This is a genomic window from uncultured Veillonella sp., from assembly GCF_900545795.1.
In the GTDB taxonomy this organism is placed as follows: domain Bacteria; phylum Bacillota; class Negativicutes; order Veillonellales; family Veillonellaceae; genus Veillonella_A.
In genome coordinates this window covers 12,709-35,913 of the sequence record NZ_URAR01000019.1, presented here as the reverse complement: position 1 = coordinate 35,913, position 23,205 = coordinate 12,709, and the positions used below count along the sequence as shown (strand labels likewise).

Below are 23,205 nucleotides of genomic sequence, written 5' to 3'. Positions count from 1 at the left end.
CCTGCGGAAGTTAATTTAAAGGCTAATGATATCGTCAATATGAGAGTGGCTAGGATGGCCAATATTCCAGTCTTACTGGTAGCTGATATTGACCGCGGTGGTGCCATAGCGGCTGTAGTGGGGACTTTAGAATTATTAGAGCCAGAAGAGCGCGATTTAGTTAAGGGGATTATTATCAATAAATTCCGTGGAGATATTAATTTATTGACACCTGCCCTAGATTTTATTGAAGAAAAAACTGGTAAAAAAGTGGTAGGAGTTATACCGGCTATTGAAAATCTAGATATAGATGAAGAAGACTCTGTTGCGTTAGAAGGTCATAGTTATGTAAAGGACAAAGATTTAACAATTACTGTTATTCAAACGCCTAAAATTTCTAATTTCACTGATTTTGATGCCCTGCGTTATGAACCAGATGTAGCATTGCGATTTGTTAAGCCTGGTGAGCCTATAGGGCATACTGATTTAGTTATCTTGCCTGGTTCCAAGAATACATTGGCTGATTTAGCGTATTTAAAAAATTCAGGCTATAAAGAAGAAATTGATACGCTTGTAAGTAATGGTGTTCCTGTTATCGGCATTTGTGGTGGCTACCAGATGCTCGGTTTAGAGCTCAAAGATCCAGATGGCGTAGAAGGACCTATTGAAAGCATGGAAGGCTTAGGCTTGTTGCCAATGATTACGACAATGACCAAAGATAAATTAACTCATCAAGTTAGTTTTTATACAGTAAATCTTGATTTCCTAGGTGGACATTTTTCAGCACAGCATATGAAAGGCTATGAAATTCATATGGGCCGCACTGAATTTACAGAGCCATTAGGACATCCATTTACTATAAAAAGTCGCAGTCAAGACCAAGTGCATATTGTTGACGGAGGCCTCAGTGGCAGTCAATTAATTATGGGCACATATATTCATGGAGTATTTGACAATGATGAGTTTCGTCATTTTATTTTAGATCAAATGCGCTTAATAAAAGGATTAAATCCCATTCAGCGAAGCTTTAATTATTTTGCCCATAAGGAAGAGGCTTATAATCGCTTAGCTAGCATTGTAGAATCTCATTTAGATATGGACTATATTAACTCACTCTTTGAGGAGCCAGCTGTATGGAATGGTTAATTAATAATTCTCATTATTTGATTCCCTTTTGGGCGTTTCTCTTAGATGGCTTGGTAGGGGATCCGCAAAGTAAATATCATCCGGTGGCGCTCATTGGTCGATGCATTACTTTTTATGAAAAGAAACTTTACAAGGAAAAAGACCGGGCGCAGAAAAAAATATTTCATGGTTTTTTGACTGTTGTACTAGTTATTTTTACAGTCCTTATTATAGCCTTTGGATTACAGCTTATTGGAGGCACCATAAATCCTTGGATTGGCTATACTATAGATGTTATTCTATTGTATATTGCTATTAGCCCTCGAAGTTTAGCTGAAGCAGGCCTAGAGATTGCTAATTTATTGCGTCGCGGCCTATTAGATGAGGCACGTAAGCGAGTCGGTTATATTGTGGGGCGGAAGACTAGTGACTTAGACGAAGGGGAGATTACGCGTGCTACAGTGGAAACGGTAGCTGAAAATACAGTGGATGGAATCATAGCACCTTTATTATTTTTCGCTCTTTTTGGTAGCTTAGGCGCTATCTTTTATCGCACTGTAAATACTCTTGACTCTATGCTAGGGTATAAAAATGACCGCTATTTATATTTTGGTAGAGTAGCGGCTCGCTTAGATGATATGGCAAATTTTATTCCTGCTCGCATTACCTGGATTCTTTATGTAGTGGCAGCTGCGCTGCTACGCCATGATTGGCGTGCTGCATTTCGCATAACCTTGCGGGATGCACATTTACATCCTAGCCCTAATGGTGGCTATGCTGAAGCTCCTGTAGCAGGGGCTTTGCATATTCGATTGGGCGGTTATAATACATATGGCACAGAAACTACTTTTAGAGCCTATATGGGGGATCCAATTAAACCACTTAGGTCTTATCATATTGTAAAGACGATTGGTTTAATGTATATTTGCACGCTCTTAGGCTTAGTGCTGAGTAGCATATTGTCCAAAGCTATTTTGAGTTTATTTTAGATAAATTTTGCAGGGAGTGCACTTTAAAATAAGTTAGCACCATCTTAGGAAGGTTTTTATCAATGAATGCTTTTTTCGTAGGTTTACAGTTTTTAACGCGCTTAAAGCTAGTAAATCAAACTGAATGGAATATAGAGGACTTTGGAAAGTCGGTCGTTTTCTTTCCTCTCATTGGTGCTGTTATTGGGCTCTTTTTAATGGCCATTTGGTTTGTATTTAGCTCTTTTCTACCGCTTTCATTAGTGGCTTTAGGAATTGTAGTGTTCGAGTTTTTATTTACTGGTGGACTCCATGCAGACGGCTTTATGGATAGCTGTGATGGTCTCTTTTCTGGGCGCGATAAAGAACGCAAATTAGCCATTATGAAAGATAGTCGGGTAGGCTCTAATGGTGTAGTAGGTTTTGTATTTTTAGTTTTATTGAAATGGCAATTGCTGGCGAATGTGCCAAGTCAATTTATTTATGAATTACTATTTATAATGCCCGTGTTGAGTCGCTATGGCCTTACTATGAGCATTCGCCTTTTTCCGTACGCTCGTCCCGAAGGAATGGGCAAGGCTTTTGCCATATATTCCCCTAAATCGACTCTTTGGTGGGCAACGCTTGTTGCTTTGTTGCCGGCCATATATGGACATTGGCATTATGTTCTAATACTGGGGCTTATGATAGGTCTTAATCTCTTATTAAACCGCTTTATTGTAACACAAATAGAGGGGGTTACAGGCGATACATATGGCTTTGTCATCGAAGTGAGCGAAGTTATATTTTTGATGATTAGTTTAGCTTTAATTTCTCTACACTCATTTAATTTTCTTTAGGAGGGACTAGTGTTACATATTGTAAAATCACCAGGATCCTGTGGTGAACTTTTGCAAGGTTCCATAGGGGGACAACATTTTTTAGTAACCTGTCCCATCAATCGGTACTCCTATGCTTTAAGCAATGAAAAATTATTGACCTTGTGGCCTATATTGAAAGATATAAGCTTAGAGCAATTAGACAATTTACATGAATCTAATGGAAATACATCTAATTTTACTAGTGAACAATTTTTAAAGCTTATACATGAGTTAAACTTTGACCATTTAAAAAGCAAAGGGCAGGCCATGGCGAAGCTGTTAGGGTTTGAACAGACCTATAGAGAGCAAATATTATGTGCCTCCCAATTGCCTATAGGTAAGGGCTTAGCTTCTAGCAGTGCGGATCTTAGTGCTATTGCATTAGCCTTTAGCTTGCTCCAAGGAAAAACTTTAAATCCTAAAGATATAGGTGCTCTTTGCTTGCAAATAGAACCAACTGATGCCTCATTTTATCCAGGTATAGTTCAATTTGATTATATAAGTGGCATTGTAACGAGAGAGCTGGGGTCTATGCCATCAATGCAGCTCTTAGTATTTGATACAGGTGGTATGATAGATACCGTAAGCTTTAATGCACAACCGGATTTAGCACAGAAAATTAAACAAAAGGAAGGCTCTATAACTGAAGCCTTTGCTCTTTTAGTTGAGGGCTTGCAGAAAAATGATCCTTGGCGAATTGGAGCAGCGGCTACAATGAGTGCTAAGGCAAATCAAAGTATATTGTACAAGTCAGAATTAGAGACTTGTATAGAACTTAGCAAAGAGCTTAATAGTTATGGTATTATCATAGCTCATAGTGGTACGATTGTGGCTTTTATGTTTCCAACTTCCATGGATTTGGCTGAGGCTAAGACCGAAGTGTTAAAAAAATGTCCCACCTTGGCGTATTTTGACACAGTTAATACTACAAATGAAGGTATAACCTATGATACAATAGATACTATAGAGATTTATAGAAATAACTGATAGCTTGTAAGGGCAAAATAAAGGAGGTAATGTATGAGTCAGCGCGGGGTCAATCATGGTGGGAATATCTATGAGTTTGCTCACGCAAAGGGCGTACATCCTTCTGATGTGCTTGATTTCAGTGCGAATATAAACCCTCTAGGTATGAGTCATATGGGCTATGAGGCATTGACTAGGGCCCTTAAGGAATGTGAGCATTATCCAGATATTAATAATAGTGACATGCTAGTGGCACTTAGGGACCGCTTACAGTTACCGACTGAGTATATATTGTTAGGCAATGGTGCTTCAGAGCTTTTATACGCAGCTATGCAAGTAGTTCCAGTAACTAAGGTGTGTGTGCCAGCACCGGGATTTTCCGAATACACCAAGGCTGCAAAGGCTTATAATAAAGTTGTTTACACCTATCCTTTAGATGGTTTAGGCGGTTTACAAGTTCATTGGCCGCTAGGTAAGGGAGCTAAAGAGAATCCTTGTTTATACATAGTGGGGAATCCTAATAACCCTGATGGCAGCTTAATTGATAGAGAGGCTTTTGAAGCCTATCTAGATGCTGTTAAAAGTGAAGGTTCCTATGTATTAGTGGATGAGTCCTTTATAGAATTTACTGATGAACAACAAAGTGTGCGTCAGCTTTGCAAAATGCATTCAAATTTATTAGTGCTTCATTCTTTGACAAAGTTTTATGCTGTGCCAGGTCTGCGCTTAGGGGCTATACTAGGGGTTCCAGAGCTATTAACAAGGCTTCGTCATGTACTACCTGCGTGGTCTGTAAATCGATTAGCGCAGGTCTATGGAGTGAAAGCGTTGTGTGATTTTGAGTATATCGAAGCTAGTAAAGCGTATATAAAAGAAGAAAAACAGCGTATTTACAAAGCCTTACAAAAATTCCCTTTTTTAGAGGTTGTTGAGCCAAGTGTAAATTTTATATTACTTAAATGGCTTCCTAAGAGTCCTAATTTAGAGGATTTTACTGCTTATGTGAATCGTCATCATATAATGATTCGAGACTGCCAAAATTATGAAGGATTAGGTTCTGGTTGGTTTCGCATAGCAATTAAGAAAAAAGAAGAAAACAATGTATTACTTTCACATGTAAAGGAGTATGGTAATGAACACAATTTATTTAGTTCGACATGGACAGACTGATTGGAACAACCAAGGCCTATACCAAGGTCATACGAATGTACCCCTCAATGAGTTAGGCATTAAACAAGCAAAGGCTGTAGCTGAAGTATTAAAACCTGTACATTTTGATAGTATCATTGCCAGTGATTTAGATCGAGCTCGAATTACTGCTGAATACATTTATAAAGGGCGCAGCGTGTCTTTTAAAACCGATAAACGCTTACAAGAAATCAATTTTGGTGAGTGGGAAGGCTTAACCTATGATCAAATTGAAGCGAAATGGCCTAATGGCATTTTCACAATGTATCGTTCACCAGAAAATTTAAGCTTGCCAAAGGGAGAGACTTTTAAAGAGGTACAAACTCGAGCGTGGAGTGCTGTACATGATGAAATGACTGAGGTAGGTAAAGATAAGACTATTTTAGTAGTAGCTCATGGCGGGACAAATCGCACGATTATTTGTAAAATCTTAAACCTGCCACTTCATTACTCTTGGAATTTTAGCCAAGGCAATACATCGATTACAAAATTACAATATTTTGGCTCTAGTGAAGAGGATCACAATATTCTTAATTTCTTGAATGATACGAAGCATTTAGATACAATTAAGTAAGAGGATTCCTTTAGAATCCTAAATAGGAAATAGTAATTATGTTTATAATTACTATTTTTTAATGGAAAAATTTAACTATATTCAATGAATAAGGTGATACAATGCGTCTTCGAATCGATAAATTTTTAGCCCATAAAGCATTTGGTACGCGAAAAGAAGTTCACGCTCTTATAAAGCAAGGCGTAGTCATGCTCAATGGTGAAGTAGTAAAGAAAAAAGATATTAACATTAATACCGATGCTGATGTGGTTTCAGTTCATGGCGAGGTAGTAAGTTCTCAAATGGTTTACTATGTAAAATTTAATAAGCCTGCTGGCTATATTTGTGCAGCCCATGATTCTTATGATGCTACTGTAATGGATATATTGCCGCCAGAGTTTACGTCTCTTGAAGTATTTCCGGTGGGGCGCTTAGATAAGGACACAGAAGGTCTATTACTGCTTACTAATGATGGGAGTTGGGCTCATCGCATAATTAATGGCAAAAAGGAAATTGATAAGGTATATTATGTTGAATATACAGGTGAATTAACGACTGAAGGGATTAATCGAATTAAAGACGGCCTTGTTTTAGGTGATGGCACTGCATGCAAACCTGCTGATATAGAATTACTAGGCTCTGTTGAGGCGCACCAAGCAGCTAGGCTGACTATACGAGAAGGAAAATTTCACCAAGTTAAACGTATGATTGGTGCGGCTGGTGGTGAAGTAGTGTATTTAAAGCGCGAATCAGTAGGTCCTTTTACCTTAGAGGGCATTGAAGAATTAGGCTCCTTTATGGACCTAGATGAAAAGGATATTCAATCTATAACTTAATCATAAATTAGGAACTTCCTTTAAGCGGTGAAATCCTAAAAAGTAATAGTCAAAATTGCGTTTTTGTGGTATCATTAAATGAAAAATTTTTAAGTTAAGGGAGTCTTTTTATGAATGGATTACGTCGTTTACAAGACTTTTTAAAAGATAAAAATTATGATGCTAGTATCCTTATCAGTGAAGCTAATTTGCAGTATTTCACTGGTTTTACTGGCACGACGGCAGTGGCCTTTATAACACAAACCGAGGCCTTTTTAATTGTAGATAGCCGCTATCGCATTCAAGCGACTAATCAATGTGAAGGCTTTACAGTGATTCAATATGAAGTTAAGAAGAGCCCTAATAATAAAGCCGTAGATAACATTCAAGCTAGCGAATCATGTGAAGATATATTGAATTCTTCAGATGAAGCTAAGGATAATAAAGCCTCTGATAAGCAAGCTAAAGAACCATCTCCTATATGGCTAACAATTAAAGAGCTCGTCGAAAAGAGTGCCCAGCCCATTAAAGTATGTGTTTTCGAAGGCAGTTATATGCCTGTAGATACATATGTAAAAATGAGTGAAACAGTTACTAATATTGAAGGATTCAAATCTGAAAACTTTACTATGTTACGAGCTGTAAAGCGGGATGATGAACTAGATCTTATGAGACAGGCTGCTAAGATCGGGGATGAAGCATTTGCTGCTATGTTGCCACAATTAAAAGTGGGGATGACAGAAAATGAAGCGCGCATTATTTTAGAAAAGGAAATGCTCAGCCGTGGATCAGAGGAAGCGTCTTTCCAAACTATAGTGGCTTCCGGTCATCGGTCTAATATGCCCCATGGCGTAGCATCTGATAAAGTCATTGAAGCTGGTGACTTTGTTACCTTTGACTTTGGATCTGTATACAAAGGCTATCATTCAGATATGACGCGCACTATCGTAATGGGAAAAGCGTCCGAATTTCAAAAATATATTTATAATGTTGTGTTAGAATCTCAGCTCAATGGAGTGCGTGCTGTAAAAGCAGGGATGACGGGAGCCGAGTTAGATGCTATATGCCGCAAGAATTTCCTTGACCGCGAGGATTTAAAAGGCTTAGTATATGAACATGGCACTGGCCATGGAGTGGGGCTTGATATCCATGAAGAGCCGGTAGCATCTAAAAAATCTAAAACGAAATTAGAACCAAATATGATTGTAACAATTGAGCCAGGTATATATTTAGAAGGGGTTCATACCATAGGTGGCCTCACTGGCGGTAATTGTGGTCTTCGCATTGAAGATACTGTTATTGTTACTGACGAGGGTTGTGAAATTATTACACATACCTCGAAGGAATTAATAGAATTAGAAGGTTAAACGGAGGGATTTTAAATGATTTCTAGTAATGATTTTCGTCCGGGCGTAACGATTGAGCTCGATGGCAACGTGTGGCAGGTTGTTGACTTCCAACACGTAAAACCAGGTAAAGGGGCTGCGTTTGTTCGTTGTAAATTAAAGAACTTGCAAACTGGCGCTGTTGTTGAACGTACATTCAATGCTGGTGAAAAAGTGCCTAAAGCTCATGTTGATCGTCGTCGCATGCAATACTTATATGAGGCTGATGGTGCCTACACATTCATGGACAATGAAACATATGATCAAGTTGAACTTAATTTGGAACAATTAGGTGATGCTAAAAACTTCTTGTTAGAAAACATGGAAGTAAGCATTATGTTCTTCCAAGGCATTGTAATTGGTATTGATTTACCAGTTGCTGTAGAACTTCGCGTAGTTGAAACTGACCCTGGTATCCGTGGCGATACTGCAACTGGTGGTAACAAACCAGCTACTTTGGAAACCGGTTATGTTGTAAAAGTACCTTTATTCATCGAAGTGGATGATGTACTTCGCATCGATACTCGTACTGGTCAATACATCGAACGTGCGTAATTAAATTTTAAAACGTAAAGCATTTGTCTCTAACGCGCAATCGTTGTAGGCAAATGCTTTTATGCTTATGTGTGAAAGGCGGCGTACTATGAGTGAACAAAACTCTTTTTTTGAGGGTGTAACAAAAATCAATGATAATATATATACGACCATTGCTTCTTTAAGAGCCTTAGAAGTAAGAGGGATTGAGTCTATGAGTACGACTGCTGGCGATGATATTGCTAATTTAGTAGGCATGAAAAATCAATGGGAAGGTGTTCGCATAAAACACAGTGATGATGGAAGCCTAACTATTGATTTATATGTGGTAGTGCGTTATGGTTACCGTATTCCCGATGTAGCCTTGCGCGTACAAGAGCATGTAAAATCAGGCATTGTTGAATTAACTGGCACCTCCGTTGATTCTGTAAATATTTTCGTTCAAGATATAGTTTTTGACGATATTTTTACGCCAGTTGGTGGCAGGCCTGTAGGCGATGAAGGGGGCGTTCGCTAATGGATCTAGATAAATCAATGAGAAAGTCGATTAGAGTTGAAGTATCTGATGATGTGATTTTGCAAATTGCAACTCGTGTTATGGGCACTATTCCCGGTTACCACTCCCTTAGCAGTAGCTTTTATCATGGTGTTGTAAATGGTATTGCTAGAAATTTTGGACAGAAAAATCTTCCAGGTATGAATATTAAACATCGTAAAGAAGGCCTGGAAATTAATATTTATGTCAATGTATTATATGGCTATTCTTTGATTGCCATGGCAGAACAAATTCGTCGAGACATTAAGGCGGAGTTGAAACGCATGCTAGATATACAAGATGTAAGAATTGATGTACATTTTGAACATGTTATTGGACCAGACCAGGTCAAAGAGGAGACTAAGAATGAAACAGAATCGTAATCGTCGCTTAGCTAGAGTCTATGCGTTTCAAACCTTATATGCTACGGAATTTCATAAAGGGGATGCACCGGTGAGCATCCCTACAGATGATTTTCCAGCCCTCGATTTAGAATTTGCAGAGGCCATTATAAAAGGTACTGAAGCAGAATTAGGAACTATTGATGAAATTTTACAAAGCCATTCTCCAAAGCGTAAGATTGCGCATCTCGGTGCTGTAGAGCGCAATGTATTGCGCATGGCTGCGTGGGAAATGCTATATTCCAATGATGGCGTAGATCCTCGCATTATTATTAATGAAGCCATTCAACTCACTAAAGAATATGGTGCTGACAATAGTTATAAATTTGTTAATGCTGTATTGGATACGGTGAGAAAATCTAATGCACCAAAGACTTCTCGTAATAAAGTAAATTCTGTAGATGCTAGCACTGAGGGAGACACTAAGACTGTCCAAAGCACAACTGGTGTAGGAGAAGTTTAATGAAATCGGCGTTTTTAGGCCTTGATACAAGCTGTTATACTACGTCTTGTGCCTTGGTTGATGAATCGGGTCAATTACTTGGTGAATCTCGTAAGCTATTAGAGGTAAAACCGGGGCGAAGAGGTTTGCAACAATCAGAAATGGTGTTTCAACACATGAGGGCCTTGCCAAAATTAATGGAGGACCTACCTTCAGAATATGTGCTCCGTGGCATTGGTGTTAGCGCTTTTCCTCGACGAGAAGAAAATTCGTATATGCCTGCATTTTTAGTTGGTCGCGGTACAGCTCATAGTTTAGCTCATATGATGAGAGTGCCCTTATTTGAGTTCTCCCATCAGGAAAATCATATCTTGGCCGCTTGCCGTGAATTAGGCCATATTATTCAAGAGCCTTTTTATAGTCTCCACGTATCAGGTGGAACTACTGAATTGATGTATTGTACGCCTAATGAAGAAGGGCTGTTTAATTCTGAGTTAATTAGTGGAGCTATAGATTTGCATGGAGGGCAATTTGTGGACCGCATTGGCGTTGCTTTGGGATTGCCTTTCCCGGCAGGACCTCATTTAGAGGCTGCGGCGCGCGATGTATTTGCTGATCCGAAGGCCTATGCCTATGTAGGGGATCTTTTAGACTCTAGCAAGGATAGTAGCCTTAAGGCAAGTCAGTTACACTTAGATGCTGAAGATGCTGCGATACATACTAATTTTAGATCCTTGCCCATATCAGTAAAAAAAGGGCAAATGAGTTTTGGTGGTCCTTGTAGTGAAGCGCAAAGGCGTTTAGAGCGAGGCGAGTATACTACGGCTACTATGGCTATGGCTGTGTTTCAGTGTATTAGTCTATCATTAGTTAGATTTTTACGCTTTTATCAAAAACAGCGCCCTGCTAAGCATTTAATTGCTGTAGGCGGTGTAATGTGTAATTTTTATTTGCGCCAAGCTTTGTTAGACTATGCTCAGAAAGAACGAATTACCATTCATTTTGCAAGCCCTCAATATAGTTCTGATAATGCGACTGGTGTAGCCTATGGGGCTAGTTTATTATCTACATTGTAATATGTATAGTGTATCCAAATACCTGCTAGTAATAGCAGGTATTGTTTTCATATACTTAGTTATTAGTGATTAGGTAAAATTCTAAGGAAGATACTATTTTATTAGATGAATTCTTACCGGGCTAGATATTTGGGGTTGTAGACCATAAGGTCTATGTAAAATACTATTTCATTAGATGAGTCTTACAGGACTAGATTTTTTTATAGACCGTAAGCGCTATGTAATATTGTTGATACTTGAGGGAAGGAGTACTTATGGATGTATTCTCCGTCACGCGTTTGTGCGGATTAGTTAAACGCACATTAGAACGCGAATATTTATTAAAAAACTGCTATGTAGGCGGTACTATTTCTAATTTAAAGCGTCATAGCACGGGACATTATTATTTCTCTATTAAGGATGATGATGCCTCTATAGATGTAGCTTTGTGGTCTAGTACGGCGCAAAAGAAGGGCTTAGTAGGCGCTCTAGAGAATGGTCTATTTGTGACTATGAGAGCAACAATAAACTTTTATGAAAAAACAGGTCGTTTAAGCCTTATTTGTAATGATTTAGAGATTGGACAGAAGAGTCCTTATCAATTAGCTTATGAAGCTCTAAAAAAAGAATTGACTGCCTTAGGTTACTTCGATGAGGCACATAAGAAGCCATTACCAGAAATGCCTACTTGTATTGGGTTAGTTACATCAGAATCAGGGGCTGTATTACATGATATTTTGCATGTTGCTAAACAACGAAATCCATTTGTCACCTTTAAACTTTTCCCAGTGCAAGTTCAAGGAGAAAAAGCAGGTCCTATTATATCTAAGGGGATAAAGGCGGCTGATGCAGATAAAGAGGTAGAGTTGATCATTGTAGGGCGTGGCGGTGGCTCTATGGAAGACTTATGGTGCTTTAATGATCGTCAAGTAGTAGAGGCTGTGTATCATTGTCAGAAGCCTATCGTTTCTGCTGTGGGACACGAAACCGATTATACACTTTGTGATTTTGCGGCTGATGCTCGCGGTGCTACGCCCAGTCATGCAGCCGAATTAACGGTATTTCCAGTGGCTTATTTGTTGCGTCGCTTGGAAGAGAAGCAAGAATATTTACATTATGTAATGAATCGCACCTTGGAAGTAAAAAAACAAGAGTTACAAGCTTTATTCAATCGTAAATTAGGGATACCTGCATTGACGTTGATTCATAAAGAGCGTAGTAAACTCGATGAATGTATGCATAATTTAGGGCATTGCAGTAAGGCGCAAATACAAAAACAAGAAAATAAACTAGCCTTATTAGCCCAACAATTAGAATTGCTCAACCCTCTCCACCTATTAGTAAAAGGTTATAGTAAGGTAGAAGTAGAGGGGCGCAGTATTCGCTCAGTTAAGGATGTAGCAACTGGCGATACATTAGTCATTACTTTACAAGATGGACAAATCGGTGCCACTGTAGAAGATATAAGCAATTCATTTAAAAGTAAATAAAGGAGTTCAATTACTATGGCGAATACATTGAAAAACTATGAAAAGAAATATGCTGCACTGGAAGAAATCGTTAAAAATTTAGATGAAAATGAGCTATCTATAAGCGATTTATTGGCCCAATATAAGAAGGGGCTTACCCTTGTAAAAGAGTGCTCCCTCATGCTTCAAAGTGTAGAGACTGAAGTAAAACAAATCATTGATGAAGTGCGAATTGGCGAATAAAATTATATTTGCATAAAATATCTATACAAATTGTAAAATTTTTTGTATAAACTGTATATTGTAGTGTATAATAATTATGTTAGTATATTCTTTTAGAGCCCTTACAAATGTTAGAAAATGCAATTTTTCAAAATATTCTTTTCTTTTAGAGTGGGGTAATTTGATCCCACAAGGGCGTGATTGATTATACAAAGTTGAATTATGTTTAATGTTTTTATATACGAAATAAAGTGCATGGGAGATTAGTATGTTAAAGGCCTATTTAAAGGATGGAAAAACGTGGACAGAAAGCTTTTTAGCTACTGCATTAGAGAGTCCTTGCCAAGAATATAATGGATTATATGAAGCCATGAAGTATAGCCTTATGATGGGAGGCAAGCGAATACGACCTATCCTTACAAAGGCTGTGATGGAGTCCTTAGGTGTGTCACCAGAGCCATATAAGGAAATGGTATGTGCCATTGAACTGATTCATACCTATTCGTTAATCCATGATGATTTACCAGCCATGGACAATGATGATTACCGTCGTGGCAACTTAACCAATCATAAAGTATATGGTGATGGTATGGCTATTTTAGCTGGCGATGGTTTAAATACCTATGCTTTCGAGCTTATGGGGCGCAATACGAAGGCGAGAGATGATCAAAAAATTGCAGCTATTATGGCACTAGCAAAGATGGCTGGACCTAGTGGTATGGTAGGGGGACAAGCCTTTGACTTGTCGTCTGAAGGCCGTACATTGACCTTAGAGGAGCTTCAAATTTTACATAAAGGTAAGACTGGGGCTCTCTTCTTAGGGGCTATTGAGATTGGGCTTATTTTAGCTGATGCGAAGCCAAATGTATACGATAGCTACATGGAATATGGCAATCAATTGGGACTGCTATTCCAGATTACAGACGATATTTTAGATGTGACTGGCACAATTGAAGAATTAGGGAAAATGCCAGGTAGTGATGAAAAAATGCACAAGGCTACGTATGTATCTATTTTAGGTGAAGCTGAGGCACGTAAAAAAGCGTTGGAAGTAGGCCAAAAAGCTAAAGCTGCCCTAGCTAATGTAGAAGGCGATACATCGATTTTATTAGGGATTATTGATTATTTACTACATCGCACGAATTAATTTGAGGGAATAGAGGTAAGATGAATTTTTTACATGAAGTATTTAGTAATTATATAGCACAGGCTGCATTGTGGGGGTGGTTTTTAGCTCAGGCAATTAAGTTTGTTATTGTATTGCTACAGGCTAAGCGGTTCCAATGGGAACGTTTAGTTGGTTCAGGTGGATTTCCTAGTTCTCATACCTCATTAGTTATATCCTTGACTACCGCCTTAGGATACAAGCATGGTGTAGATTCTGATTTGTTTATCATAGCTTTAGTATTTTCGCTCATTGTTATGTATGATGCTTCGGGCGTGCGTCGTGAAGCGGGCCGTCAAGCACAGATACTGAATCAATTATTAGAGCATTTTAAAACTCGTGATATTCCTGTATATATGGAGAGTGGACGAATGCTTAAGGAATTGCTGGGACATACGCCATTTGAAGTCTTTGGTGGTGCTATTTTAGGTTATATAGTGGCTTCTGTGATGTACTATAATTTTATTTAGCTTAAAAGGGATGGATATGAGTACAAAGGAACGTTTAGATGTGCTATTAGTGAATCGAGGCCTTTTTGAGAGCCGAGAAAAAGCCAAATTAGCCATTATGGCAGGGCAGATTTTTATGGGCACAGTGTGCGTTGATAAGGCCGGCACAAAGGTGCCTATTGATGCAGACTTATCGGTGAAAGGTCAGCAATTAAAATATGTAAGTCGCGGTGGCTTGAAATTAGAAAAGGCCATTGAACTATATAGCATTGATTTAACTGATGCCGTTATGGTTGATATTGGAGCCTCTACAGGTGGATTTACTGATTGTGCCTTGCAAAATGGGGCTCAGAAAGTATTTGCCATTGACGTAGGCTACAATCAATTGGCCTGGTCTTTACGTCAAGATGAGCGCGTTATCAATATGGAAAAGCAAAATATTCGCACAGTGACCCCGGAGCAATTAGGTGAATTGGCAGATTTTATTTCCATTGACGTAGCCTTTATCTCCTTGGATAAGGTCTTGCCAGTAGCAGTGACTTTATTAAAGGATACAGGTTCTTTAGTAGCTCTCATTAAGCCGCAATTTGAAGCGGGCCGTGAAAAAGTTGGCAAAGGCGGCATTGTTCGTGACCCGGCAACACATATAGAAGTACTACATCGAATCTTACATATGGCGCTAGATTGTGGTTTTTACTTACATGGCCTTACGTACTCACCAATTAAAGGTACGGAAGGGAATATTGAATTTTTAGGTTATTTTAAGAAAAATATGGATGGCGCGTTGGCGGTTACAGACGAGCTCATTAATGAAACCGTGAATGCAGCCCATCAAATGTAGGTGATACAATGCGAATAGGTTTTATCCCTAATATGGGGAAAGAAAATATTATAAAGGTATTAAAGCAGGCTCATGATCTCTGTATTGCACGAGGCCTTGAAGTTTGGATTCCAGCGGACCTAGAAGAATATGACTTGCCTAATATATTAGGGGTTCCGAAAGCGCGTGTTTTACCGCGTCCAGAGATTTTTAAGCATTTAGATATAGCTTTTAGCTTTGGTGGTGATGGCACTATCATTCACTTGGCTCGTCAAATTTATATGCATGATGTTCCTATTTGTGGTATCAATTTAGGGGAATTAGGCTTTTTGAATCAGATTGAATTAGCGGATATGGAAAATCGTATCGATAAAATCGCGCGCGGTGACTATCGAGTGGAAAACCGTATTCATTTAGCTGCTGAGATTCGTCGTCCTGATGGTGTGGAAAAGTTAACACCTATTATTAATGAAGTGGTGGTGTGCTGTTCAGAGCCAGCTAAGATGGCCCGCATCAACTTGGCGATTAATGAAGGCTATACGCAGATGTATCCAGCTGATGGCTTAATTGTATCTTGCTCTACAGGATCTACGGGGTATAACTTATCTGCCGGAGGCCCTATTATGGCGCCAGATAATCATTCCATTATTGTAACGCCAATAGCACCGCATTTATTGCAAAGCGTGAGCTTAGTCTTAAAGGAAAGTGCACGCATTGATTTAACGATGCCAAAGCGACAAAAAAATCTACATATATGCATTGATGGTACTTTTGATTATGAATTCTCTAATGAGGACACTTTGCATATTGAAGCTAGTTCATTATATAGCCGCTATGTACGTTTTTACGATCAAAAATTCTTTGCTACCTTATTTAAGAAATTGTCAGCAAGACGAGAAGAGCTGTTATGATAAATTTAAATCATGCAGTAAAGTTTCAACACATGTTTTGGCAAGATCAGCTTCCTAAGGCAAATACAATTATAGATGCGACCTTAGGAAATGGTCAGGACTTCTTGTTTTTAGCTCAACATGCTGCGCCAGGTGCTAAACTATGGGGCTTAGATATTCAGCCGGTGGCCCTCGAAAAGAGTGAGGCACTTCTAGCTAAGCAGCTAAATCGGAAAGATGTGGATATGCAATTTCTTTTAGGTTCTCATGATACTTTGCTCAAGACTATTGAATTACCATCTACAGGCATTGACCTACTCATATTTAATTTGGGATATTTGCCTGGTGGTAATCATGAATTAATGACTCATAGTGATACTACCATTAAAGCGATTGAAGCAGGGTTAGAGAAGTTAAATAAAGACGGATTAATCACGATTGTAGCCTATCCAGGCACAGCAGAGGGGCAAACTGAGTGTGAGCGCGTTAAAGAATTTTTAACGTCTTTGCCGCAGCGCCAATATGATGTGTCTACATGGGCTCCAGTGAATCAAATAAACAATCCACCAGTGTTATTTATTATTAAAGGACGGTGACTTATGAAACGGTATAGATATAATATCATTAAAGAAATAGTACAATCTCGTTCCATAGAAACGCAGGAAGAATTAGCGCAAGCTCTAGCTGAACGCGGCATTGAAGTTACACAAGCTACTGTATCGCGTGACATCAAAGAGTTGATGCTCATCAAAATTCCTACTGGCGACGGTCATTATCGTTATGCCTTATCGCCTGAAGAAAATGTATTATTATCTACTAATCGCATTCATCGCTTGTTCCAAGATTCCATTACAAGGGTGGATTTTAGTATTAACCAAATCGTACTTCACACCTTACCTGGCTCTGCGCAGGCCGTAGCCTTTGCCATTGATCATGCGAAGTGGAATGAAATTATTGGTACGATTGCAGGGGACGATACAATTTTACTCATTGCTCGTTCTATAGAAGAAGTACAACCTGTATTGAAACGAATTTCTGATTTGATGAAGGGATAATTTCATATGTTATTACAGATGGGGATTCGCAATTTTGCCCTCATTGAACAGATGAATTTAAAATTTTCTAAGGGCATTACTATTTTTACTGGTGAAACTGGGGCCGGCAAATCTATTTTGATGGATGCGCTCAGCATTTTACTAGGTGAGCGTGCTAGTAATGAATTTATACGTCATGAAAAAGACTCCTTTATTTTGGAAGGAGTCTTTGACATTGCTGATAATAAAGCATTGTTAGCTCTATTAGAAGAGAAAAATATTATGGTGGAAGAGGACGGACTCTTAATTTTGTCTAGATCCTTTAATCGCCAAGGAAAATCTAATATTTTAGCTAATGATCAAGTTATTCCCTTGAAGGCTTTACGCGAAATAGGTTTATATTTAGCAGATATTCATGGGCAATATAATAATCAGCAATTATTGAATGCTGAAACACATCACCGCTATTTAGATGAATACAATGAAGCCAGTAAAACTGCTTATAGTTCTTATGTGACTGCTTATAAGGCCTATGAAGAAGCTAAAAAAGCATTTGATAATTTAGAGACTATGGCAGCTGAACGAGCTCGTGAAATGGACATGTTGCGCTTTCAAATAGATGAAATTGAAGAAGCTCAACTCCAGCCTGGTGAAGATGTGGCGCTGGCAGCTGAACTGAAGCGTTTAGATAGTTTTGAACAATTAGATAAAGTCTTAGGATCATGCTATAATGCATTTTATAATGATCGCCACGCCATTTTAGATGCAGTTAACTCTATTAAGTCAGAAGTACAGGACTTAGTGAGCATCGACGAAGGCTTAAAAGACACTTCAGAGCTATTAAATTCTGCTTATTTCCAATTAGAAGAAGTGGCACAATCCTTAGATCGCTATCGAGATACTATTTCCTATGATGAAGAACGCTATGCCTATTGCCAAGAGCGCGACTCTTTGCTTTACGGTTTGAAGCGCAAATATGGTGAGACCATTGAAGCCGTTCTAGCTTTTGAAGTACAAGCACAGGAGCGCTTAGATATATTAGAAGCCCAAAGCTTTGCTAAAGAAGAATTAGCGCAAGCCGTAGAAGTTAATAAAGCAAAAGCTATTAAAGCTTTAAAGGCTTTAAATACATTGCGTCAAGAAAATGCGCATCATATTGCAGAAGCGCTACAAAAGCAATTATTTGACTTAGGCATGCCTAATGCGCGTTTACTCTTTCAGCTTGATGGTCTTGAAGAACTCAATCGCTTGGGGGCACAGAGTATAGAGCTTCTATTTAGCGCTAATAAAGGGGAAGGCTTGTTGCCACTTCATAAAGTAGCCTCAGGGGGCGAAATTTCTCGTATTGCCTTAGCATTTAAAACAGTGTTCAATGACCAGTCCTTAAAAACACTCGTATTTGATGAAATTGACGTAGGGATTAGTGGGGATATTGCGTTGCGCGTAGCGGGCAAGATTTTACAAATCAGTAAGAATAATCAAGTCTTCTGTATTACTCATTTGCCGCAAACAGCGAGTATTGCAGATGATCATTTCCACTTGTATAAACATGAAGTGGAGGGCCGAACTGTATCTCAGATTAAAGAGTTTACTACGCAGGAACATGTGGAGCAAATTGCCCGCATGATGTCGGGACAAGATTTTTCTCATACGGCCATAGAGACGGCACGTGAAATGATTGCACATTTTAAAAAGTAAACTATCATTTTAGAGAGTGTAGAAGGTCAATCAAAAATACACAAAAGTATTTGACGGTAGGACAAAATAATTATATACTATTAATAATCGTTTTAAACTTATTACTATGGATTACTCATTAGACATAGTAGCGTCGTATTAACTATCTTATTCTTATAGTGGATATAAGAAGGGTGGTTTAGGTTGTAAAACCGAGATCAGTGGTAGCTAATCCACTGGTCTTTTTTCTTAGGAGGGATACAGATGACAACAGTAATGGTATGTGGCACAACGGGTAAAATGGGACGCGAAGTTGTGAAGGCTGTTAATAATGACCAAGAACTGACCTTAATTGGTGGCATTGATCCTAGTGCAGCTGGTGAAGACCTTGGTCTTGCAGCGGGGATTGAAAAACTAGATATTGCCATTCATGCGTCGTTAACTGAGGCCCTTTCTAAGCGAAAGCCGGATGTAATCGTGGACTTTACTACACCGGCTATTATTTTTGAAAATGCTAAAACTGTCTTAGAAGCAGGCGTGCATATGGTAATTGGTACGACTGGTCTTACAGCAGAGCAAAGAGATGAATTAGCTGCTATAGGGGCTCGCACAGGAGCTAACTGTTTAGTAGCACCTAACTTCTCATTAGGCGCTGTTATGTTAATGAAAACAGCAGCCGAATTGGCGCCTTATTTTCCTAATGTGGAAATTATTGAATTACATCACAATCATAAATATGATGCCCCTTCCGGTACAGCCGTGCTTACAGCTAAATTAATTAATGATGCTAAAGCCGCTGCTAAGGTAGAGGCTGAAGAAGATAAAACTCGCGAAAGCTTGCCTGGTGCAAGAGGGGCTAAGGTAGACGAGGTGACAATTCACAGTGTGCGCCTCCCTGGCTATGTGGCACATCAAGAGGTACTCTTTGGTGGTTATGATGAAACACTGACCTTGCGTCATGACTCCTTAAGTCGTTTATCCTTTATGCCAGGTGTTGTACTTGCTTGTAAGAAGATTAAAGAGAAAAAAGGACTTACATACGGACTAGAACATTATTTATAAACATATCAATAAATGGGAGAGATACACATGAGAAAACCAAATGTAGCAATATTAGGCGCCACTGGTGCAGTGGGGCAGGAATTTATTACTCTAATTGAGGAGCGCCAATTTCCTTTTGAAAGTTTAAAATTATTAGCTTCTGCTCGTTCTGCAGGTAAAGAATTAACTGTGGCCGGCAAGACATACATTGTAGAAGAAGCCACTCCTGAATCGTTTGAAGGTGTTGATATTGCATTATTCGCTGGTGGCTCTATTTCTAAGACCTTAGCACCTGAAGCTGTTAAACGTGGTGCCATTGTCATTGATAACTCTAGTGCATTCCGCATGGATACTAATGTGCCATTAGTTGTACCTGAAGTTAATCCACAAGATATAGACACTCATAAAGGGATTATTGCCAATCCTAATTGTTCCACCATTATTATGGCTCTTGGTTTAAAACCTTTATATGATTTATCGCGCATTAAACGCGTGGTAGTAAGTACTTACCAAGCTGTATCTGGGGCAGGGAAAGAAGGGATAGATGAACTTACTAATCAAGTAGTTCAAGTTAGTAAGGGCGCTAATACTGATGAGCTAGAGGCTAATATTTTACCTTGCGCTTCAGATAAAAAACATTATCCTATTGCTTTTAACGTAATCCCACAGATTGACGTTTTCCTCGATAATGACTATACTAAGGAAGAAATGAAAATGGTCAATGAAACACAAAAGATTTTCCATGATGAGGCCATTGAAATTGTTCCAACTACGATTCGCATTCCTGTGTATCGTTCTCACTCCGAGTCTGTTTTAGTAGAAACAGAAGAACCTGTAAGTGTAGCTGATTTTAGAGCTGCTTGTGAAGCATTCCCAGGCTTAATTGTAAAAGATAATCCAAAAGCCCAAGAATATCCTATGCCTTTATATACATCTAATCAAAACGACTGTGAAATTGGTCGTATCCGCAAAGATTTATACAATGACAAAGGCATGAATTTCTGGATTGTAGGGGACCAAATTCGCAAGGGCGCTGCTTTAAATGCGTTACAAATTGCAGAATATATCATTGAAAAACAGTCATTTTGATTCCCATAAGGAGGTTCCTCTATGAAAACCTTAGGTCGTGTACTAACTGCTATGATTACACCATTTACAGCTGATGGTGCTGTTGATTTTGACGGTGCTGTAAAGCTTGCTAAGCATTTATTAGCCAATGGTTCTGATGGTTTAATTGTTTGTGGCACAACAGGGGAAAGTCCAACTATAGATAATGATGATAAATTAAAGCTCTTTCAACGCATCGCTAGTGAATGTGGTGATTTAGGAACTATAGTGGCTAATACTGGCTCTAATAATACAGCACGATCAGTAGAATTTACTGCTGCTGCTTCTAAAACAGGCGTTCATGCGGTTATGGCTGTAGTGCCTTACTATAACAAACCAAATCAAGAGGGTTGCTATTTACACTTCAAGGCTATTGCTGAAGCTACCGACTTGCCAGTGATTGTATATAATGTTCCTGGACGCACTGGTGGCGCTATTACGCCGGAAACTATTGCTCGTTTAAATAAAGTGGCTCCTAATATTTGTGCTGTTAAAGAGGCCAGTGGCGATATTGCTGTAGCGCAACGTATTTACCATTTATTGCCAGAAGGTTTTATGATTTACAGTGGTGATGATGCTTTAACCTTACCTATGATTGCCATTGGTGGTTTAGGTATTATTTCTGTAGCAGGTCATATTGTAGGTCGTGAAATGAATGACATGATTAAGGCTTATGAAGCTGGTGATATTGCCAAAGCAAAAGAAATTAACGAGCAATTGCAACCTATATTTAAAGCTATGTTCGTTACAACTAATCCAATACCAGTAAAATATGCCGTTAGAAAGTTAGGTCTTCCAGCAGGTCCATTCCGTTTACCTATGTGTGAACCAAGTGAAGCTGAAAAGGCAGTTGTTGATGAAGCCTTAGTACATATATTAAATAAGTAAAATAAAAACGAACACTTGTTTTGTTCGGCTTAAATAGGCTAGACAAACAAGTGTTCGTTTTTTAGTTTAGAATAAGATGAAACTGATTAGTCAAATTTTGTACATTACCTAATTTACCAAATAATAAAGTAGTTAGTATTTAAAATATGCTTATTTAAATACTAACTACTTTGTTTATTTATTATGTTGCATACTTTTTATTTAACATGACATAATTTACTTTAAATTGTCTAGAATTATTTTAAAGTATAATTCTAAATGTGATCGCGAATTAAACCAATGACTTTACCTTCAATTTGACATTCTTTAGTGTAAATCGGATCGAATTCACTGTTTTCTGGCTGTAGGCGAATGCGGTCTGATTCACGGTAGAAGCGTTTTACAGTCGCCTCATCATCAATGCGTGCTACTACAATATCGCCATTATTAGCGGTAGATTGATTGCGAACGATGAGAAGATCACCTTCAAACATACCAATATCACGCATGGATTCGCCGCGTACACGAAGTAAAAAACATTCAGAATTACCAATTAAAGAAAGTGGCAAGGGCACAGTGGATTCTTGGTTTTGGACAGCTGTAACAGGCAAACCTGCTTGAACCGTACCAATTAAAGGAACCACGCGAAGTTTAGATTGCATCATTTCAAAGGTTTCAGAAGCGGTTACTTCATCATCTTCAGACTTAGCAACAGTTGGAACATACTTTTGTTTCATACCTACTACAGTGATGGAGCGGTTTTTATTCATATCGCGTTTAATATAACCAAATCGCTCTAATGTATTAAGGTGACTTTGTACTGTAGAAGTAGAGCTTAACCCCATATAATTGCAAATTTCACGCACACTAGGGCAGCGATAATTAGTTTGCAAAGAATCAGTAATATAGTCTAAAATACGTTTTTGTTTGGAGTTTATATCAGTTGCTGGTCGTCTCAAGGGGAAAACCTCTCATTCTAAAAGAACTATAAAAAATTATAAAATAAAGATAATATATAAAGAATTACTCATTATGGAGTAATCTAACGTTTCGTACTGAAAATATAGTTAATATTATAACAAACTATTTAACTTAATACTATTATAAATCGAACATTTAAAGCTTGTCAAATAAATGTTCGAAAAATTACTTGACCGAACATTTATTCGTGTGCTATAATCACATCATAGAAGAACATACATACCTATAAAAATGTTCGATTATATCTTGAAGATTTCTTACTAAAGTAAGTGATTATAGAAAATGTGAGGCGAGTAGAAATGAAAAAAGAATTTTTTATTGCAGTTGGCATGTGTTTAACTTTGTTGATTGGATTTTTTACTACCAATACAAGTCCTGAATTAGATGTTCATAATGTAAAGATTGTTACTGTAAAGTCTGGTGATACTTTATGGGATATTGCAGCAGCAAACGCAAATAATACTGTAGATGTTCGTGAAATGGTTCATGCCATGAAAGACATTAATGAATTAGATGATTCGGTTAATTTAGAACCTGGTAGCACATTAAAAATTCCTACCATTCAACATAATACTGGAAGTCCAGTTAATTACATGGCATCTAAAGATTAATTGTTGAAATAATTCTAATATACATAAAACCAAATAATATGAAATAACATAAAATAATATACAGTA

General features: G+C 38.3%; 27 protein-coding genes. 26 read left to right on the top strand and 1 reads right to left on the bottom strand.

The window, feature by feature from the left end:
• From QZR90_RS08270 to dapA, 25 genes are all read left to right on the top strand, one after another.
• On the top strand, window positions 1-1,125 hold a 1,125-nt coding region (locus tag QZR90_RS08270), incomplete at its 5' end, for a cobyric acid synthase (protein WP_295790753.1).
• A complete protein-coding gene (cbiB, locus tag QZR90_RS08265; protein WP_295790750.1) occupies window positions 1,113-2,093 on the top strand; it encodes an adenosylcobinamide-phosphate synthase CbiB in 981 nt (326 codons plus the stop codon). The genes QZR90_RS08270 and cbiB, both read left to right, overlap by 13 nt.
• A 62-nt stretch (window positions 2,094-2,155) precedes the next feature.
• Window positions 2,156-2,911, top strand: a complete 756-nt coding sequence (gene cobS, locus QZR90_RS08260) for an adenosylcobinamide-GDP ribazoletransferase (protein ID WP_295790747.1) — start codon at window positions 2,156-2,158, stop codon at window positions 2,909-2,911.
• A gap of 9 nt (window positions 2,912-2,920) precedes the next feature.
• Window positions 2,921-3,919 (top strand): GHMP kinase, encoded by a 999-nt coding sequence (locus QZR90_RS08255; protein ID WP_295790745.1) that lies wholly within the window; start codon window positions 2,921-2,923, stop codon window positions 3,917-3,919.
• A gap of 33 nt (window positions 3,920-3,952) precedes the next feature.
• Window positions 3,953-5,068: a histidinol-phosphate transaminase gene (locus tag QZR90_RS08250; protein ID WP_295790744.1), complete on the top strand. Its 1,116-nt coding sequence runs from the start codon at window positions 3,953-3,955 to the stop codon at window positions 5,066-5,068.
• A complete protein-coding gene (gene cobC, locus QZR90_RS08245) occupies window positions 5,031-5,660 on the top strand; it encodes an alpha-ribazole phosphatase (protein ID WP_295790739.1) in 630 nt (209 codons plus the stop codon). The genes QZR90_RS08250 and cobC overlap by 38 nt, the downstream gene beginning before the upstream one ends.
• Window positions 5,661-5,761: 101 nt before the next feature.
• The gene (locus QZR90_RS08240) at window positions 5,762-6,475 is read left to right on the top strand and encodes a pseudouridine synthase (RefSeq protein ID WP_295790737.1); all 714 of its coding nucleotides are present in this window, start codon (window positions 5,762-5,764) and stop codon (window positions 6,473-6,475) included.
• A 110-nt stretch (window positions 6,476-6,585) separates the two neighbouring features.
• Window positions 6,586-7,821 (top strand): Xaa-Pro peptidase family protein, encoded by a 1,236-nt coding sequence (locus QZR90_RS08235; RefSeq protein ID WP_295790734.1) that lies wholly within the window; start codon window positions 6,586-6,588, stop codon window positions 7,819-7,821.
• A gap of 15 nt (window positions 7,822-7,836) precedes the next feature.
• Complete coding sequence (efp, locus tag QZR90_RS08230; RefSeq protein ID WP_295790732.1) at window positions 7,837-8,394, top strand: elongation factor P; 558 nt, start codon at window positions 7,837-7,839, stop codon at window positions 8,392-8,394.
• A gap of 88 nt (window positions 8,395-8,482) precedes the next feature.
• Window positions 8,483-8,890, top strand: a complete 408-nt coding sequence (locus tag QZR90_RS08225) for an Asp23/Gls24 family envelope stress response protein (RefSeq protein WP_295790730.1) — start codon at window positions 8,483-8,485, stop codon at window positions 8,888-8,890.
• A complete protein-coding gene (locus tag QZR90_RS08220) occupies window positions 8,890-9,291 on the top strand; it encodes an Asp23/Gls24 family envelope stress response protein (protein WP_295790727.1) in 402 nt (133 codons plus the stop codon). Before QZR90_RS08225 ends, QZR90_RS08220 begins: the two co-directional genes overlap by 1 nt.
• Window positions 9,275-9,772, top strand: coding sequence for a transcription antitermination factor NusB (gene nusB, locus QZR90_RS08215; protein ID WP_295790723.1), 498 nt, complete (start codon window positions 9,275-9,277; stop codon window positions 9,770-9,772). The genes QZR90_RS08220 and nusB overlap by 17 nt, the downstream gene beginning before the upstream one ends.
• A complete protein-coding gene (locus tag QZR90_RS08210; protein WP_295790720.1) occupies window positions 9,772-10,827 on the top strand; it encodes a metallohydrolase in 1,056 nt (351 codons plus the stop codon). Before nusB ends, QZR90_RS08210 begins: the two co-directional genes overlap by 1 nt.
• A gap of 254 nt (window positions 10,828-11,081) precedes the next feature.
• Complete coding sequence (xseA, locus tag QZR90_RS08205) at window positions 11,082-12,296, top strand: exodeoxyribonuclease VII large subunit (RefSeq protein WP_295790718.1); 1,215 nt, start codon at window positions 11,082-11,084, stop codon at window positions 12,294-12,296.
• A 15-nt stretch (window positions 12,297-12,311) separates the two neighbouring features.
• A complete protein-coding gene (xseB, locus tag QZR90_RS08200) occupies window positions 12,312-12,518 on the top strand; it encodes an exodeoxyribonuclease VII small subunit (RefSeq protein ID WP_295790716.1) in 207 nt (68 codons plus the stop codon).
• Window positions 12,519-12,765: 247 nt separating this feature from the next.
• Window positions 12,766-13,644, top strand: a complete 879-nt coding sequence (locus QZR90_RS08195; RefSeq protein WP_295790713.1) for a polyprenyl synthetase family protein — start codon at window positions 12,766-12,768, stop codon at window positions 13,642-13,644.
• Window positions 13,645-13,664: 20 nt separating this feature from the next.
• Window positions 13,665-14,132 (top strand): divergent PAP2 family protein, encoded by a 468-nt coding sequence (locus QZR90_RS08190; protein ID WP_295790709.1) that lies wholly within the window; start codon window positions 13,665-13,667, stop codon window positions 14,130-14,132.
• A gap of 16 nt (window positions 14,133-14,148) precedes the next feature.
• Window positions 14,149-14,952: a TlyA family RNA methyltransferase gene (locus QZR90_RS08185; protein WP_295790707.1), complete on the top strand. Its 804-nt coding sequence runs from the start codon at window positions 14,149-14,151 to the stop codon at window positions 14,950-14,952.
• Window positions 14,953-14,960: 8 nt separating this feature from the next.
• Entirely contained in the window at window positions 14,961-15,842 is an 882-nt protein-coding gene (locus QZR90_RS08180) for an NAD(+)/NADH kinase (RefSeq protein WP_295790702.1), read from the top strand.
• Between the two features lie 32 nt (window positions 15,843-15,874).
• Window positions 15,875-16,417 (top strand): class I SAM-dependent methyltransferase, encoded by a 543-nt coding sequence (locus tag QZR90_RS08175; RefSeq protein WP_295790699.1) that lies wholly within the window; start codon window positions 15,875-15,877, stop codon window positions 16,415-16,417.
• A gap of 3 nt (window positions 16,418-16,420) precedes the next feature.
• Window positions 16,421-16,876, top strand: a complete 456-nt coding sequence (gene argR / locus QZR90_RS08170) for an arginine repressor (protein WP_295790697.1) — start codon at window positions 16,421-16,423, stop codon at window positions 16,874-16,876.
• A gap of 6 nt (window positions 16,877-16,882) precedes the next feature.
• Window positions 16,883-18,553, top strand: a complete 1,671-nt coding sequence (recN, locus tag QZR90_RS08165; protein ID WP_295790695.1) for a DNA repair protein RecN — start codon at window positions 16,883-16,885, stop codon at window positions 18,551-18,553.
• Window positions 18,554-18,796: 243 nt separating this feature from the next.
• Window positions 18,797-19,594, top strand: coding sequence for a 4-hydroxy-tetrahydrodipicolinate reductase (gene dapB, locus QZR90_RS08160; RefSeq protein WP_295790692.1), 798 nt, complete (start codon window positions 18,797-18,799; stop codon window positions 19,592-19,594).
• A gap of 27 nt (window positions 19,595-19,621) precedes the next feature.
• Window positions 19,622-20,662: an aspartate-semialdehyde dehydrogenase gene (locus QZR90_RS08155; RefSeq protein ID WP_295790689.1), complete on the top strand. Its 1,041-nt coding sequence runs from the start codon at window positions 19,622-19,624 to the stop codon at window positions 20,660-20,662.
• 21 nt (window positions 20,663-20,683) lie between these two features.
• A complete protein-coding gene (gene dapA, locus QZR90_RS08150; RefSeq protein ID WP_295790686.1) occupies window positions 20,684-21,568 on the top strand; it encodes a 4-hydroxy-tetrahydrodipicolinate synthase in 885 nt (294 codons plus the stop codon).
• A gap of 254 nt (window positions 21,569-21,822) precedes the next feature.
• Here dapA and lexA read toward each other — a convergent pair whose 3' ends face one another.
• Window positions 21,823-22,506, bottom strand: a complete 684-nt coding sequence (lexA, locus tag QZR90_RS08145) for a transcriptional repressor LexA (RefSeq protein WP_295790683.1) — start codon at window positions 22,504-22,506, stop codon at window positions 21,823-21,825.
• Between the two features lie 306 nt (window positions 22,507-22,812).
• Between lexA and QZR90_RS08140 the strand changes: the two genes are divergently transcribed.
• Window positions 22,813-23,139, top strand: coding sequence for a LysM peptidoglycan-binding domain-containing protein (locus QZR90_RS08140; RefSeq protein ID WP_295790681.1), 327 nt, complete (start codon window positions 22,813-22,815; stop codon window positions 23,137-23,139).
• The last annotated feature ends 66 nt before the right edge of the window (window positions 23,140-23,205 follow it).